At 25.9% G+C, this 14,564-nt stretch carries 10 protein-coding genes, 1 pseudogene and 1 riboswitch; all 11 genes and pseudogenes read right to left on the bottom strand.

The features are described from left to right. Positions 1–69 precede the first annotated feature (69 nt). Positions 70–160, bottom strand: a riboswitch (cyclic di-GMP riboswitch). A 131-nt stretch (positions 161–291) separates the two neighbouring features. Continuing rightward, positions 292–2,046, bottom strand: coding sequence for a sensor histidine kinase (locus HF520_RS15230; RefSeq protein ID WP_243155222.1), 1,755 nt, complete (start codon positions 2,044–2,046; stop codon positions 292–294). A gap of 81 nt (positions 2,047–2,127) precedes the next feature. Continuing rightward, the gene (locus tag HF520_RS15225) at positions 2,128–3,540 is read right to left on the bottom strand and encodes a ligand-binding sensor domain-containing protein (protein WP_243155192.1); all 1,413 of its coding nucleotides are present in this window, start codon (positions 3,538–3,540) and stop codon (positions 2,128–2,130) included. A 381-nt stretch (positions 3,541–3,921) separates the two neighbouring features. Further along, a complete protein-coding gene (locus tag HF520_RS04170; protein ID WP_168572830.1) occupies positions 3,922–5,364 on the bottom strand; it encodes a polysaccharide deacetylase family protein in 1,443 nt (480 codons plus the stop codon). A gap of 14 nt (positions 5,365–5,378) precedes the next feature. Further along, entirely contained in the window at positions 5,379–6,374 is a 996-nt protein-coding gene (locus HF520_RS04165; protein WP_168572829.1) for a glycosyl hydrolase family 18 protein, read from the bottom strand. A gap of 15 nt (positions 6,375–6,389) precedes the next feature. Beyond that, positions 6,390–8,075: a polysaccharide deacetylase family protein gene (locus tag HF520_RS04160; RefSeq protein ID WP_168572828.1), complete on the bottom strand. Its 1,686-nt coding sequence runs from the start codon at positions 8,073–8,075 to the stop codon at positions 6,390–6,392. Between the two features lie 22 nt (positions 8,076–8,097). Then, a complete protein-coding gene (locus HF520_RS04155; RefSeq protein ID WP_168572827.1) occupies positions 8,098–9,897 on the bottom strand; it encodes a glycosyltransferase in 1,800 nt (599 codons plus the stop codon). 20 nt (positions 9,898–9,917) lie between these two features. After that, positions 9,918–11,228 carry a nucleotide sugar dehydrogenase gene (locus HF520_RS04150; RefSeq protein ID WP_168572826.1) on the bottom strand — a complete coding sequence of 437 codons (1,311 nt, stop codon included), beginning with the start codon at positions 11,226–11,228 and terminating at the stop codon, positions 9,918–9,920. A 174-nt stretch (positions 11,229–11,402) separates the two neighbouring features. Further along, positions 11,403–11,877: pseudogene (locus tag HF520_RS15475) on the bottom strand (LD-carboxypeptidase). Between the two features lie 156 nt (positions 11,878–12,033). Then, positions 12,034–12,492 (bottom strand): prolyl-tRNA synthetase associated domain-containing protein, encoded by a 459-nt coding sequence (locus tag HF520_RS04140; protein WP_243155191.1) that lies wholly within the window; start codon positions 12,490–12,492, stop codon positions 12,034–12,036. A gap of 444 nt (positions 12,493–12,936) precedes the next feature. Then, the gene (locus HF520_RS04135) at positions 12,937–13,701 is read right to left on the bottom strand and encodes a 4Fe-4S binding protein (protein ID WP_168572824.1); all 765 of its coding nucleotides are present in this window, start codon (positions 13,699–13,701) and stop codon (positions 12,937–12,939) included. A gap of 151 nt (positions 13,702–13,852) precedes the next feature. Beyond that, entirely contained in the window at positions 13,853–14,083 is a 231-nt protein-coding gene (locus HF520_RS04130) for a hypothetical protein (RefSeq protein ID WP_168572823.1), read from the bottom strand. Positions 14,084–14,564 lie beyond the last annotated feature (481 nt).

Genomic DNA, 14,564 nt, shown 5'->3' with positions numbered 1-14,564 from the left:
CTAAATATTTGCAATACAAATATAGTCAAATACAGTGATTAAATTTAAAACAAAAAGTATAATGTACTCTTTGGCAACTGGCTGACATAGTGTACTTGTATACACCTTAGCCCCTATAGCTTTGCGTCCCTAAATTTCTTTAGGTTTGCCTATTATATTTTTACTTATATAAGGTAACATATTTTGACATTTTTTGCAATTAGTTTTGTTTATAATTTTTAATATTTCAAAATTTTAGTTAAACTAAGTAATTTATTAATATTGTGAATAAATGTGTTTAGAGATTCATTTTTATATTAAAGACATACTTTCACTATTATCTTCTACTATATTAGGAAGTCCTATAGTAAATTTACTGCCTTTATTAAGTTCACTTTCAAGTCTAATATATCCTCCGTGAAGTTCTGCTACATATTTTACAAGCGTAAGTCCTATACCACTACTGCTTGATTTTGTAACACCTGTGCCATCCACTTGTGAAAATCGTTTGAATATAAATTCTTGATCTTCTTTTGAGATTCCGATTCCTGTATCTTCTACAGTTATCTCAATATTATTTTCAACTTCTTTAATATATACCCTAACCTCTCCACTTTCTGGAGTAAACTTAACTGCATTAGCTAATAAGTTAACTACGCATCTTTCTATTTCAGTTGCATCACAAGATACTATTTGTTCTTCCATATCAGGATCAATTATAAGAGATAGCCCTTTATCTTCTATGTATTTCCTCATATTAAGTGCAGCCTCTTCAACTACATATACTATATCATTATTTTTTTTATGAATTTTATATTGTCCAGTTTCTATTTTTGAACTATCTAAAATATCATTTATTATTTTTAATAAGTTATCACAGCTTTTACTTATGATATCCATATATTCATTAATTTTTTCATATGTAATATTATTATTTGTAATACGTGAATTTATTAGCTGTACTGTTGACATTACAATATTTATTGGTGTTCTAAGCTCATGAGATAAATTTACAAAATAATTATTTTTAAACTTTTCATGTTCTATTATTTCTTTATTTAGCCTCTGATTCTCTTCTAATTGTTTATTTAGATTAATTGTCTTTTGGTTCACTAAATATTTTAGTATCTTAACATAATTAAATATCCAAAAAAATATCCCCCCTAATATAAATATATATATTATATAAGCTAAAGGTGTTCTCCAAATAGGCTTCTTTACTTTTATATTAATACTTGTTTCTTTTGTTAATTCACCATGTCCATCTCTAGCTCTTATTTTTAAAATATATTTACCTGATTCTAATGATTTGAAATTTAAATTACTTTCAGAGCCAATATATGTCCAATCTGTATCAATTCCATCAAGCATATATTCATAAGTTGTATTATTTAAATTTTCATAATTAGGCAAAAAGTAATCAATTGATAGATCTTTATAATCATACTCTAAAACTAATTCTTTCCCATTATAAGTAGTTTTATTTTTACCAACATAAATATCGCCAATCACTACATCATTTTTATATGTTTTATAGCTTGCTAAATCATCTGGATTAAAATATATACAACCTTCTGTTGTACCAAGTATAATAGTCCCATTTTTAAGTTTTAAATATGAATTTAAATTAAATTGATATCCATTTAAACCGTCTATTTCTGTAAATTTTATAAATTTATTTTGATCAACATCAAATTTATTTAAACCTTTATTAGTGCTTATCCAAATATCATTATTATCATCAAGTAGAATTGAATTTATAAAGTTATTAGTTAAACCTTGAGATGTAGTATATGAAGTAAATTTATTTGTTTTTATATTAAGTTTACTAACTCCTATATTTGTGCCTATCCATAAGTTACCTGAATCATCAAATGCCATACAATTTATATAGTTATTAATTAAAGAACCTTTAGTCAAAGAATCATTAGTATACCTCTTCATAACCCCTTTTTCCTTATGATATTTGACTAAACCAGTACCAATTCCACCTAACCAAATAATTTCTTCATCTTCATTATCTTGTAATATATATTTTATATCTCCTGGATTTATCCCAACATACATCAAATCTTGACTATAATATCTTGTTTCTTTAGACTTTATATTATATCTATAAAAGTCAGCTGTCGTAGCTATCCATATATCTTATCCATCATTATAAATATATTTTAGTTCAATAGAATAATCATTTCCAATTAAGATTTCTTTATATGAATGTTCTTTTGTATTAAAGCATATTATATCTTTATTAGTTACTATAAGAATGTTATTTTCGTCTATTTCAAAAAAATCTTTTATATCTCTATCTTTAAAACTAAAATCTTCTTCTTCATATATGTTATATAATAGCTCACCAGTTTCTGAATCATATACATATATCCCATTAAATTTAGTTGCTATCCATATAAAACCATTATGTAACAACATACCTACTATATTTTTATCTGTATTCTTAGTATAATTAAATATAGTAGAATTTAATATATTAGTACCTTTATCCGTTCCAATCCATATTGTGCCGTTAGAATCTTCATAATAACAGGTTATAACATTACTTGTCATTGAGTGTTTATATTCTAAATATTTTCCAAATATATCCATTTCATTTGTATCATTTGAGAATCTTACTGCCCCTCGACTACTAGAGAACCATTTGTTGTTTTTACTATCAATGAATATAAGATTATCATAAAATTTTTCTTTACTATTTTCTAAATTCTGAATATTAATCGTAGTCTTTTCTTTTAAATTATATTCTTCAATTCTTCTGTTATTAATTATAAGTATATTATCATCTTGACCTTCTCTTACATTGAATTTATATATACCTTGTTTAGTTGAAATCCATATATTTCCTGAATTATCTTTTGATAGGTGAGAAATAAATAATCTATCATCATATATTAGATTTTCACTTCTATATATATCTGAATTTTTATCTATTAAATTTATACCTTTCCTGGTTCCAACCCATAGAGTGTTATTTTCATCCTCTTCTAAACAAGTTATAGATGAACTAGTTAGTGAGTTTAAATTATTCTCATCATAATAAAAGGCTTTAACAGATTTATTTTTAACGTTTATTTTCATCAAACCGTTTTCAGTACCAACCCATATTATATTTTTATCATAGCTACTCTTTAGCAACGAAGTTATTTTCATGTTGCCTAAGTTATATATATCTTTTCTATCTTTCATTCTTTTAACAGTGTCTGTATCTCTAATTAAAAAATCTAATCCGTGATCTGTTGCTATCCATATATTCCCATAAATATCTTCTTCTATATCATTTATATACGTCGAACTTAAAGTATTTTTATCTTCAACATTACAATTATATATTTTTATTTGTTCTCCATCATACCTATTTAGACCATCTTTTGTACCTATCCACATATATCCTTTACTATCTTGAAATATTGTTGTTACTTCTTCATTTGAAAGCCCTTCATCAATAGATATCTTCTCAAAACTTGCGTTATTCGGCATTTCTGCATATATTTTTATAGGTATTAAAATATTAAGTAAAATAAGTACTATTAAAATTTTTAATCTCATATCCCCTATAACCCCATATTGTTAAATTTACTACATATTTAATTATAATATTAAAATTGTATTTTTCACAACATATTATTACATTAATATTTCATCTCATTTTTTATTTTAATTGTAAAATGTCGTTACATGTATTTTTAAGTATATTATCTACTTTGATTAATCAATACCATTTATATATCTATTCTTTGTACTAAGAAACTTTCTATCTACTTAATTTACATAATCATTAATATTGATGATAATATTTATATAAATTTATTAAAACAAATGCATCTGTTGGTGAGTAACTTATTTAAATTAATAAAATAAGAGACTGTAGATAGTTTTATGTTAATACAAACTTATCTACAGTCTTTTATTTATTCAAATAATAAATTTCTAATTATCATTAAGTAGATCTCCAACTGTTACTATTTCAAGCCCTTTATTGTGTAGACCTTCAATAATAGTTGGAAGAGCCTTTGCTGTATTTATATTATCTAAAATATGAAGTAATATAATATCTCCATTTGATGAGTTATTCTTAAGAACATGATTTGCAATTTCCTTAGCACTTTTATCTTCTTTCCAGTCTAGTGCACTTGGATTATCATACATTATAATGTCTTCATATCCACATTCTCCTGCTATTTTTGCTATTTCTTCATTAATAATACCTCTTGGAGGTCTTAAATATAACTTAGCTTCTTTTTGAATAGCATTAGATATGACTTCATGAGATTTTATTAAATCTTCTTTAATTTCTTCTTCAGTAAGTGTATCTAAATTTATATGTTCATAAGTATGGCTTGCTATTTCATGACCTCTTTGAGATATAGTATAAGCTAAACTTGGATTTTGTTCTACACCTTTAGCTCTTAGGAAAAATGTTGCTTTTATATTATATTTGTCTAGTATATCTAAGATTTCATCAACAGTATCATCACTCGCCCAATCATCAAATGTTAATGCTACCTTCTTCTCACTTCTTAAGCCGTTGTTTATTATTTTAAATCCTTCTTCATATTTCTTTTCAATTTGTTCATACCAATTTTCATCTAATTTAAAATCGTCATTATTAATAGATATAAGCTTATCTAATGGTACAAATTTAAAGTTTCTTTCATTTAAACTTTCTACAATACTTTTTATAGATTTATAAGCATCTAAATTTTTATCTGCACTTAAAGTAAGTATACTACCTCTAGATACATTTTCATTTATTATATCTACAATTTCATCTACACTTTTACCTTGCCAATCTTGAGGATTTACACTATAACTTACTATATTTTCATAATCACAATTTGCAGCAGCTACTTTTACCTCTTCATCTATAGCACCATTTCCAGCCCTAAGGTACTTAATATCAACATTTGTATATTTTTTTATTACATCATGAGATCTTTTTATTTGCCTAACTTTCTCCTCATAACTTAACTCTGTTAAATCCCCTGCATACAATGTTAAATTTCCTAGTTCGTGACCTCTATTAACTATTAAATTTGCTAATTCAGGTTCTTCTGCTACTTTTATGCCCGAAACAAAAAATGTTGCTTTTATATTGTATTTATCTAATTCATCAAGTAACTTATTTAGACTTTCTTCATTTCCCATTCCTTGAAATGTAAGAGATAAGACTTTTTCATCAGTCAAAACACTTGATATAACTTTACTTTTCCCCTTGTTTTTATCTATATCATACGATATATCTTCTACTTTATTTTTCTTTTGAAGTTTTTCACTATAATCTAATGGATATTTATCTTTATTGCATCCTGCTAGAAAATTTGCACTTATTAGTATAAATATCAAAGTAAAAAACTTAAAATAATTCTTCATAGTAATTCCTCTCTTTAAAAGCTATTTCCTAATCTCCACAATGCAAATTTATTTACTCCTTCTTCTTTAGATGTATCCATCCAAGTTTTAATAGTTTCTTCATCACTATACCATACTGTATGTTTAACATTATCTAAATCATAGTAATAAAAATAATTAGCACCACTTTTTTCATCTCTGTTTATATTAATATTACACTCTGTTATTATTTTGTCAATGTCAGGTTTAGTCAATGCTTTTGGTGATTCTTCATTTTCATTCCAATCAAATCCACCTAAAGAAAATGCTATTCTAACATTTTCTAAATTAGATACAGACTTTTTAGATAAAGTTTTTATAAATGATTTATCTGCTTTAGGTCCTGGTCCAGTCCCATATCCATATAAGTTATATGCCATAACCACATATTCATACTCACTTGGCATATCAAATTCATCGAATGGACTACTTGGTTCTAAAACTACTCTAAGCTTTTTATTATTTTTACTTAATAGTTGACCCAAATCATCTATAAATAAAATATATTCATCCCATAAATTAGAGTCGATTTTTTCATAATCTAATTCTAAACCATCAAATTCATACTTATTGACTAAGTCTATGAGTTCATTTATATGTTTATTTCTTTTTTCATCATCAGATAATATTCTACTTATTAATTCAGTATCTTTTTGCACAGGTTTTTTATTTTCATATATAATATCATTTACAACAGTTAAGTATAAATCTTTTTGTATATTAAGATCCTTATTTAATATATCTTCTGCAATAAATACTTCATCTTTATCATTAAAATATGCACCAAATACCTGTATACTATTTAAGTTACTTTCTAGGGAATTTACTTCTTTTATTCCATCGTCTATGCACCAATCTACTATCCATGCAGATATATCATCATTTTTATCATTGTTTTTATCTTCTTTTATAAGCATGCTTTTTATAATTGCACTAATTAGTAATATACTAATTAGTGCAATACCTAAATAAATAATTTTTTTAGATTTCATATATACCTCGTAAAATTATTCTTCGTTTATAGGTGATACAGTAAGTTCATCATATACACCATCATAAATTTCATCATTATTACTATAACATTCAATGGCAAATCCACCGTAATTTAATTTGTCATTAATCACTATATCATTTGCTAAAATTTTGTTTCCTACCATTATAGACATATTGCTATCTTTTATTTGTACACTTATCTTCCATGATACAGGAGATTCCATACTTGATTCATTTGATTTGTAAGTCCTGCTTAGTTGGTGATTTATATCAAATGAGTCATATTTTTTATCTGTAACAGATTCATCATAATTTTCATTTCCATCTATTCTATCTAAGTCAAAGTTATCATCTATTTCAGGAAGTTTATCTGCATTTGGCATTTCGCTTTTAAATACAACCTTTTCTTTAGATGATTCAGTTTTTTCTATTATATAAATAATGTTATTCTTTAACATCATCTTTATATAATTGTTAGAGTCTAAATATTTTAAATAAACAGATTGAGTTCCAAAATCTCTTCCAGATAAGTATAACGATAAATCTATATCTTTCCAAGTATCACTACCCTTAAGATAAGCGAAAGACTTTTCTCCTTTAGGTGATGTAAGAATAAGTTTATTATCGTCTTGGTTCATTACTCCACCTTTAATAGCCCACCTACTAACAGCTTCTTCATCTCCTACTACATAAGGTGTTTTACTATCTGTCCAACTTTTTATTTCCATTAATAACTTATTAACTGACCAATCTGAACCTACTTGCATTCTTGTAAGATTATACTTATTTGTTTTTGATGTATTATAACAAGAACCTTCTCTATTGAACATAATATCAAATTGATCATATATATTTTCTAAGTTTACATCTTCTACAGCTTCATTTATATTTTCATATATAGCATTTGCATGCATTATCGCATATGCCTTTGGATTATATTCTAAAGCATCTTCATAGATTTCTTTCATTCTTTTATAATCCCAATTAATTCTATCTCTCATTTCTGATTTACTTTCAAGAGGAATCCCATCTTCATCTCTTATATAGTCCATTAGATAGTGATTATATTTGAATTTTTCTTTTTTATACTTTCCATCTTTATCTTCATCTTCTATATTTTCATTTTTATCAAAGACATTTATATATGAAAATCTATATCCATTAGTTCCAATTTCCCAAAATGAATTTTCATCTAAGTATTTTAATTCCTTCTCTTTTATAAAAATTCTGTCTTTGCTAACTACATTTCCTGCATAACTCATCATAGTTGCTTTGAAATTGTATTTTTCTAAAACTTTTTGTGCAAATATCATTGAATCTTTTCTACCATCTTCAAAAGTTAAATATAAAGCTTTCTCTGGAAGTGGTGAACCTTTTTCATAAAAGTTTATAATATCATCAATACCTATACTAACATATCCAGCTTCATGTAATGCCTTAAGATGTGAATCAAGTCTTTCTATAGACACTAAGTCATTATTATCTTTTCTTGCAACTCCTACATACGATAGTGCTATAAATCCATTAGATTGATTCCAATTCGCTTTGTTATCTTCTTTGTACATTTTAGGAAATTTTATATAAATTGTCACGAAAGTAACTACAGTTATACAAAATAAGATTTGGGCTATAGTTCTTATAGTCTTTTTCATATTTTTTTTTCTTATGTCTTTTGGTAAATCATCTTTGTACTTTCTCACAAATAATCCTCCAAATAAAATCCTATTTAGAATGGGCGTATTCTTCTTTCATATTTTTTCTTCTTATTTTATCTTGTTTTCTTTTCTTTTGCTTTTTCTCATGTTCTATATCTTCTTTTGTTTTTCTAGTTCCCCAAGTTGACTTCCAGAATGTAAGACATGCTATTGGCATTTGCCATATTAATATGCATTCATAGAATAAGCAAAACCATAAACCATAAATCCATATCTTACTTTTCCTAAACAGTAAGTATACAAAACTCATTAAAAAGCTCATAAGTAATATTCCAGATATAAATACTATTGGGAAAGTTTTATATACAATCGGAACATACATCATATTATATATAACAATTAAAGGAGCCAATACTGGAACTATAATACCTGCATAAAAAGAAATCGCATGGAAAGGCTCTTTCTTCCACATAAATCCTCCAGCTCTTATTGACTCTCTAAGCCATGAACGTTTCCATCTCATTTGTTGTTTTAAGAAAACTTTAAAATCTGAAGGAACTATTGTAGTGCATATTGCACTATCTTGATATACTGTTCTATGATGTTTAAGTATAAAGTTAGTCATACTTCTATCATCACCAAATGTTGCTGGTTGGCCTAAAAAAGTTTGACTTAGCCAGTCATATTTGTATTTATCTACTAAGTCTTTTCTATAACATGATATTGGCCCAGAAAGACAAGTAACGCAATCAAATATAGACTCTGCAGCCTTTATCATTCGAAATGCAACATAATATCTTACTGCCTGCATCTTAGTTATATAATTTGTCCAAGCATTTTCAACATCAGTTCTACCTGTAACACCACCTACTTTTGGATCTCTAAATGGTTGCACAAGGTTCTTTATAGCTCTTGGCTCTAAAAAACTATCCGAATCAACAAATGTTACTAATTCATGTTTTGCTACATTAACACCTGCTACAAGAGCCTCTCTTTTACCTCTGTTATCAGGTTGTAGAATAAACTTTATTCTTGACTCAACATCATAATCACTACACTCTACTTTTAATCTTTCAATAATTTCATTTATTTTCTGTACAGAATTATCATTTGAACAGTCATCAACTACTATAACTTCTAACTTATCTATTGGATAATCTTGATTTAAACATCCAATAATAGTCTTTTGTATCCATTCTTCTTCATTAAAACAAGGTATTATAACTGAAACACCTGGTGTATAATTTTCATCAATAGGCACACTTTTATAAAAGGCTCCAAATAAATATCTGGATAATAAGTATACAGCTGTTAAAATACTATATCCATATATAAGTGGATCATATCTAAAATAAATCACACTATTTATCCTCATCCCAATTATACTAAAAGAAACTAATCCTAAGAAAATACTCGCAATTGAGATTTCTGATATCCATCTTCTTTTTGTAAAATAATTATGAAGATTTTTTTCAAATACACATCCAAAGTAAATGTATTCTTCGTCCTCAAAGCTTCTAACTATATTTGAATTTATTTTTACTTTGTGATCATATCCTTCTTTCATATATCCTTCAGGAATATAAAACTTAAGCTTAACATTATCACCTTCAGATATAGAATAATTAGTATCTTTTTTTATTTTAATTAATATTCCAGTTACAGATAAATCTATCGATTGAGCTTCTATCATTTCTTCTTTTGTATATATATATACAGGAATTTCAAGTTCATATCTTATCCCAAATTCATATGAACTATCTAGATTTATCCCTCTTCTATCCACAGTTTTTCTTCTATTTGTTGGATCTGGCACATGAGTAAGTAACCTTCTATCGCTCTTTGATTTTGGAAATACTTCTTTCACTACATATCACCTCGATCCTACTATAATCTCCAATAAACAAATCCTTTTTCTAATGCTTCTTTTTTATCAAATATACCTTTTACGTCTATTAGTATTTTGTTATTATCAGAATACATATTTTCAAATTTGTCTAAATTTATAGATTTAAAATCATCATGAGACACTGCAACTATAATCGCATCCATATCTATAAATTCATCTATATCATTTAAATGTATATCAAACTCATCAGCTAAATCTTCTTTATTAGCTATTGGGTCATATACATATACATTTACTCCATAATCTTTTAATTCATTTATCATATCTATAACTTTTGAATTTCTAATATCTGGACAATTTTCTTTAAATGTAATTCCCATAATTCCAATTTTAGAATTTTTTACAAGCTTATTTGAATTGATTATTTTTTTTACTGTATTTTCAGCAATATACTTTGGAATAATATCATTTATCTTTCTTCCAGATAAAATTATTTGTGAATGATATCCAAGTTCTTCTGCTTTATATATAAAGTAATATGGATCAACACCTATGCAATGTCCTCCTACTAACCCCGGAGTAAAATTAAGGAAATTCCACTTTGTGCTTGCAGCTTCTAATACAGATTTTGTATCAATATTCATTTTATTAAATACCATAGCTATTTCATTCATAAATGCTATATTAATATCTCTTTGAGAATTTTCAATTACTTTAGCAGATTCTGCTACCTTAATGCTCTCTGCCCTGTATATGCCTGCTGTTATTATCATTTCATATATTTTCGCTATTTCTTCTAAAGATTCTTCATCACAGCCAGATACAACTTTTACAATTTTAGTTAATTTATTCTCTTTATCTCCTGGGTTAATTCTTTCTGGAGAGTATCCAACTTTAAATTCTTCTTTATATTTTAATCCCGATATCTTTTCTAATATAGGAACGCAAATTTCTTCAGTTGTTCCTGGATAAACTGTAGATTCGTACACAACAATAGACCCTTTTTTCATATTTCTAGCTATAGTTTCTGTAGCTGATATAATAGGGTCTAAATTAGGTGTTTTATCATTATTTATTGGTGTAGGTACACATACAATATGAAGTTTACAATCTTTTAAATATGCTTCATCACTAGTAAATTTCACATTAGTTTTTTTTAATTCATAGTTTCCTACTTCTTCTGTTACATCATTTCCATTTATATAGTTATCGATTTTTTTATTATTTATATCAAATCCAATAACCTCTACTTTTTTAGCAAACTCTATTGCTAAAGGTAATCCTACATATCCTAATCCTATAATAGCAATTTTTTCTTTTTTATTTAAAATGTCATTATATAAAGTCAATTTCCCGCCTCCAAGAAAATAAAATGCCATTCAACGAATGGCCTTTACAAATATTTTTATTATAACTATATATAGTTTATATCATGTATTTATTTTTAGTCAATATATTTTATAATCATACAATAAATCCCATTAATCTTTATTTTTAGACATATTAACAAATTCTTTTATCTCTTAAAATTCCAGATACCAATTCATAGCTATATGTATTAAACTACCTTGCAATTTACCTTCATAAACTGTGATTAACTCATTTTTTACCCGATTCTTTTCTCTATCTTGAGATTCCCAGTCAATGAATTCTTCTGTCCAAAATTTTGGATTTTCAATTATATGAGGATAACTAATTTCATTTATCAATATATCTTCAAAGTATTTATAAGTTAAATTAACATATGGTTTAAATTCTCCAAAGGAAGCTACTAATGCTGAACCATAATATGTTGAAATTCCTGTTTTAGCATAAATTCCTAATAATATAGCTGTAACATCTGAGTATCCAATTATTGGTTTTGTCTGCTCTTTCTTTAATACTTCCAGACCTATAAAAATCGCTTTTTCCTGTTAAATTACCTTCTATAATACTAAAGCCTTTATCCTCTAAGTATTTAACTCCTCTTTTAGACCTTTTTGATGCATAGGCGGTTATAGGAGTTGATGGTGAAAAAATACCTATAGCATCTCCCTTTTTTGACTTGAAATTATTATTAACCCTATTCCATCCACTATCAATTTATCAACATTATTATTAATTCTTTTAGGTTAATATCCTTTGATTATTTCAAGTCCTATTCGCATAAAGATGCTATATTTCAATAAATTCAACTAGGTTACCGTGTTGCTCAATAATCTTAACTAAGTCATTTGTTTTTAACCATATTGTAGCAGTATTGTCATTTGGATGAACTCCAATAGTATCATCTTTAAACTCATTATCAATAAACACTTTAACTTTTTGTTTCTTATCATTTATAATACCAAAAGGTGTTACAGAACCTTTTGATAGTTCTAGTATTGAATTTAAATCATCTTCAGAAGCAAAACTGAGTGGTCGAGAGGCAATTTTTTCTCTAAATTTCTTTAATTCTACTTTCTTCTCTTCACGAACTACTATTAAATAATAATTTCGTTTTTTATCATCACGCACAAATAAATTCTTTGCTACTGATTCTGATTTAGGTAAATTTAATTGTAGCATCTCATTAATAGTGTATACTTCCTTATGTGAAACCATCTCATAATAAATATTTAAGCTTTTTAACAAATTAATAATCTCTTGCTTTTTTTCTACCATTTTATTACCCCACTTTGTATTACTTATACATTATTTTTATTTCTTAAAGAACTTCTTATTGATCTAATTGTTGTTTTATAAAGCTTCTAATGCTTTATAGATCATTATAATTTTATTTATCATTATCTTCAATTTATATATCTATTTGTATTTCCTTTTTCTTATTTGCAGTATACTTATAACACAGTATTATGTGTTCACTAAAATAATTTTTTAAACACTAATAGAGCAACATTTTATTCTATTGCTCTATTATTTTAAATATTTAATTTAACTAATATGAGATTAAACCTTTTTTAAACACGGTGAAATTTTTTTGATATTATCATCTACAAATTTATCTAAATCATAAAAATGGATTAGTTTTGATATATCTAAAATTAATTTAAGCTACTATGTAAATTAGTTTAATATTTATAAAAATAGTTCATTCATTTTTCTTTCAGAACATGCCTTTTCTAATTTTTTTGAAATTGCCAATATTAATTCTTCATTTACACCTCGAGCTTTATTGGGACAGACAACTACACAACGCATGCAGGAAATACATTTTTCTTTTTCTACCAAAATTGGATTCTCTTCTGAAATAGCATTAACTGGACATTTTATAGCACATATACCACATCTCATACATTCTTGTCTTGCTTCTGGAACTAAAGGAATAACCTTATATTCTTTATATGGATTATTTCCCGGTACATACAAATCTTTAGTCGCTTTTGAGTGTTTCAAAGCTTCTTTAATCTCGTCAGAAAATTTTATCAATTCTTTTTTATCTTGTGAATCCGGTCTTCCAGTTGCAAATTGATGCATAATGGAATGTTCTGTAACTGAAGCGATTGCTGCTATACAGAAAAATCCTAATGTTGTTAATGTATCTTTCAATTCTAACAATACGTCTTCATATGCTCTATTCCCATATGTTGCTACTAAAATTACTTTTGAACCATTTCCATTTAACTTCTTAATATGAGACATTGCTACCATTGGTACACGCCCACCAAAAGATGGAACTGCTACAATGCAAAGGTCTTTTTCACTAAAAGTAAATTTCGAGAAATCTTCCATTCTATTTGACAAATCTAATTCTATTGTTTCACAATCAAATTGTCTACTTATTAAATCTGCTACTTTTTTAGTTCCACCTGTTGGACTAAAATAAATTTTAAATAGTTTCATATATGTCATATCCCCCTTTAAATTTGAAAATCATTCATACTCATAATTTTTCTATTTAAATTATTATATATCTCCATTAACACTTTTTCATCTATAGGTTTTCTATTAGAAGAATCAATAATATATGAATAGAAGTTCTATTTATATTAATTTACTCTGAGTAATTATACATTCTTTCATAATCTAATGCCAAAGTTATTATTATTTTAGGATACAATACTAACATTATTGGTGCCATCATAGATAGTAATATTAATATCATAGTATAATTTACTACATTGACCGCATGATAATAAATCATCAATTCAAATAATAATAATAATATCTCTTGTGGAATAAATGAAAGCATTAACTTAAATGACTTAAATCTATTTTTATTCATTACCAATCTATAAACCTTAAATACATCTTTTTTATTAAAATCATTCTCAGTATCTAATGCAATAAATGGTAGTACAAATGTTTCTGAAAATATAAGAATATTTATACTAAATATAAAAATAATACTTAATATTAAAAATTTTATTATCTTTTATTATTTCTTTACTTTTTGCTCTAAGTGCTTTATTTTTCACTTAAAGACCCCCCTCTATCTTATATTTATCATGTATAACAACTTTGAAATATTTATATTTTAAATTATATCATTATATTACATTGAGTTGTATTAGTTTACATATATCACTATAAAGATAGATTTGATATCATATACATAAAAATAAGTAACTTAGTTAAGTTTATTAAAATGAAGCATATTTATTTTAATTAGAACTTTTATTAAATAAATTCAAATTTATCAAACATATTATATAATCTTAAAATCACAAAATAATTATAGAAGAACTTAATTTCTAAATTAAGTT

Source organism: Romboutsia sp. CE17, assembly GCF_012317385.1.
In the GTDB taxonomy this organism is placed as follows: Bacteria; Bacillota; Clostridia; order Peptostreptococcales; family Peptostreptococcaceae; genus Romboutsia_E.
Note: the sequence above shows the minus strand (reverse complement) of the source record. Positions and strands in the feature narration are given on the sequence as shown.

Bases quoted from the DNA above. Each gene is read 5' to 3' on its own strand.
- HF520_RS15230 (WP_243155222.1), bottom strand. From the start codon at position 2,046: ATGTATGTTGGGATAAATCCAGGAGATATAAAATATATATTACAAGAT.
- HF520_RS15225 (WP_243155192.1), bottom strand. From the start codon at position 3,540: ATGAGATTAAAAATTTTAATAGTACTTATTTTACTTAATATTTTAATA.
- HF520_RS04170 (WP_168572830.1), bottom strand. From the start codon at position 5,364: ATGAAGAATTATTTTAAGTTTTTTACTTTGATATTTATACTAATAAGT.
- HF520_RS04165 (WP_168572829.1), bottom strand. From the start codon at position 6,374: ATGAAATCTAAAAAAATTATTTATTTAGGTATTGCACTAATTAGTATA.
- HF520_RS04135 (WP_168572824.1), bottom strand. From the start codon at position 13,701: ATGAAACTATTTAAAATTTATTTTAGTCCAACAGGTGGAACTAAAAAA.
- HF520_RS04130 (WP_168572823.1), bottom strand. From the start codon at position 14,083: ATGAATAAAAATAGATTTAAGTCATTTAAGTTAATGCTTTCATTTATT.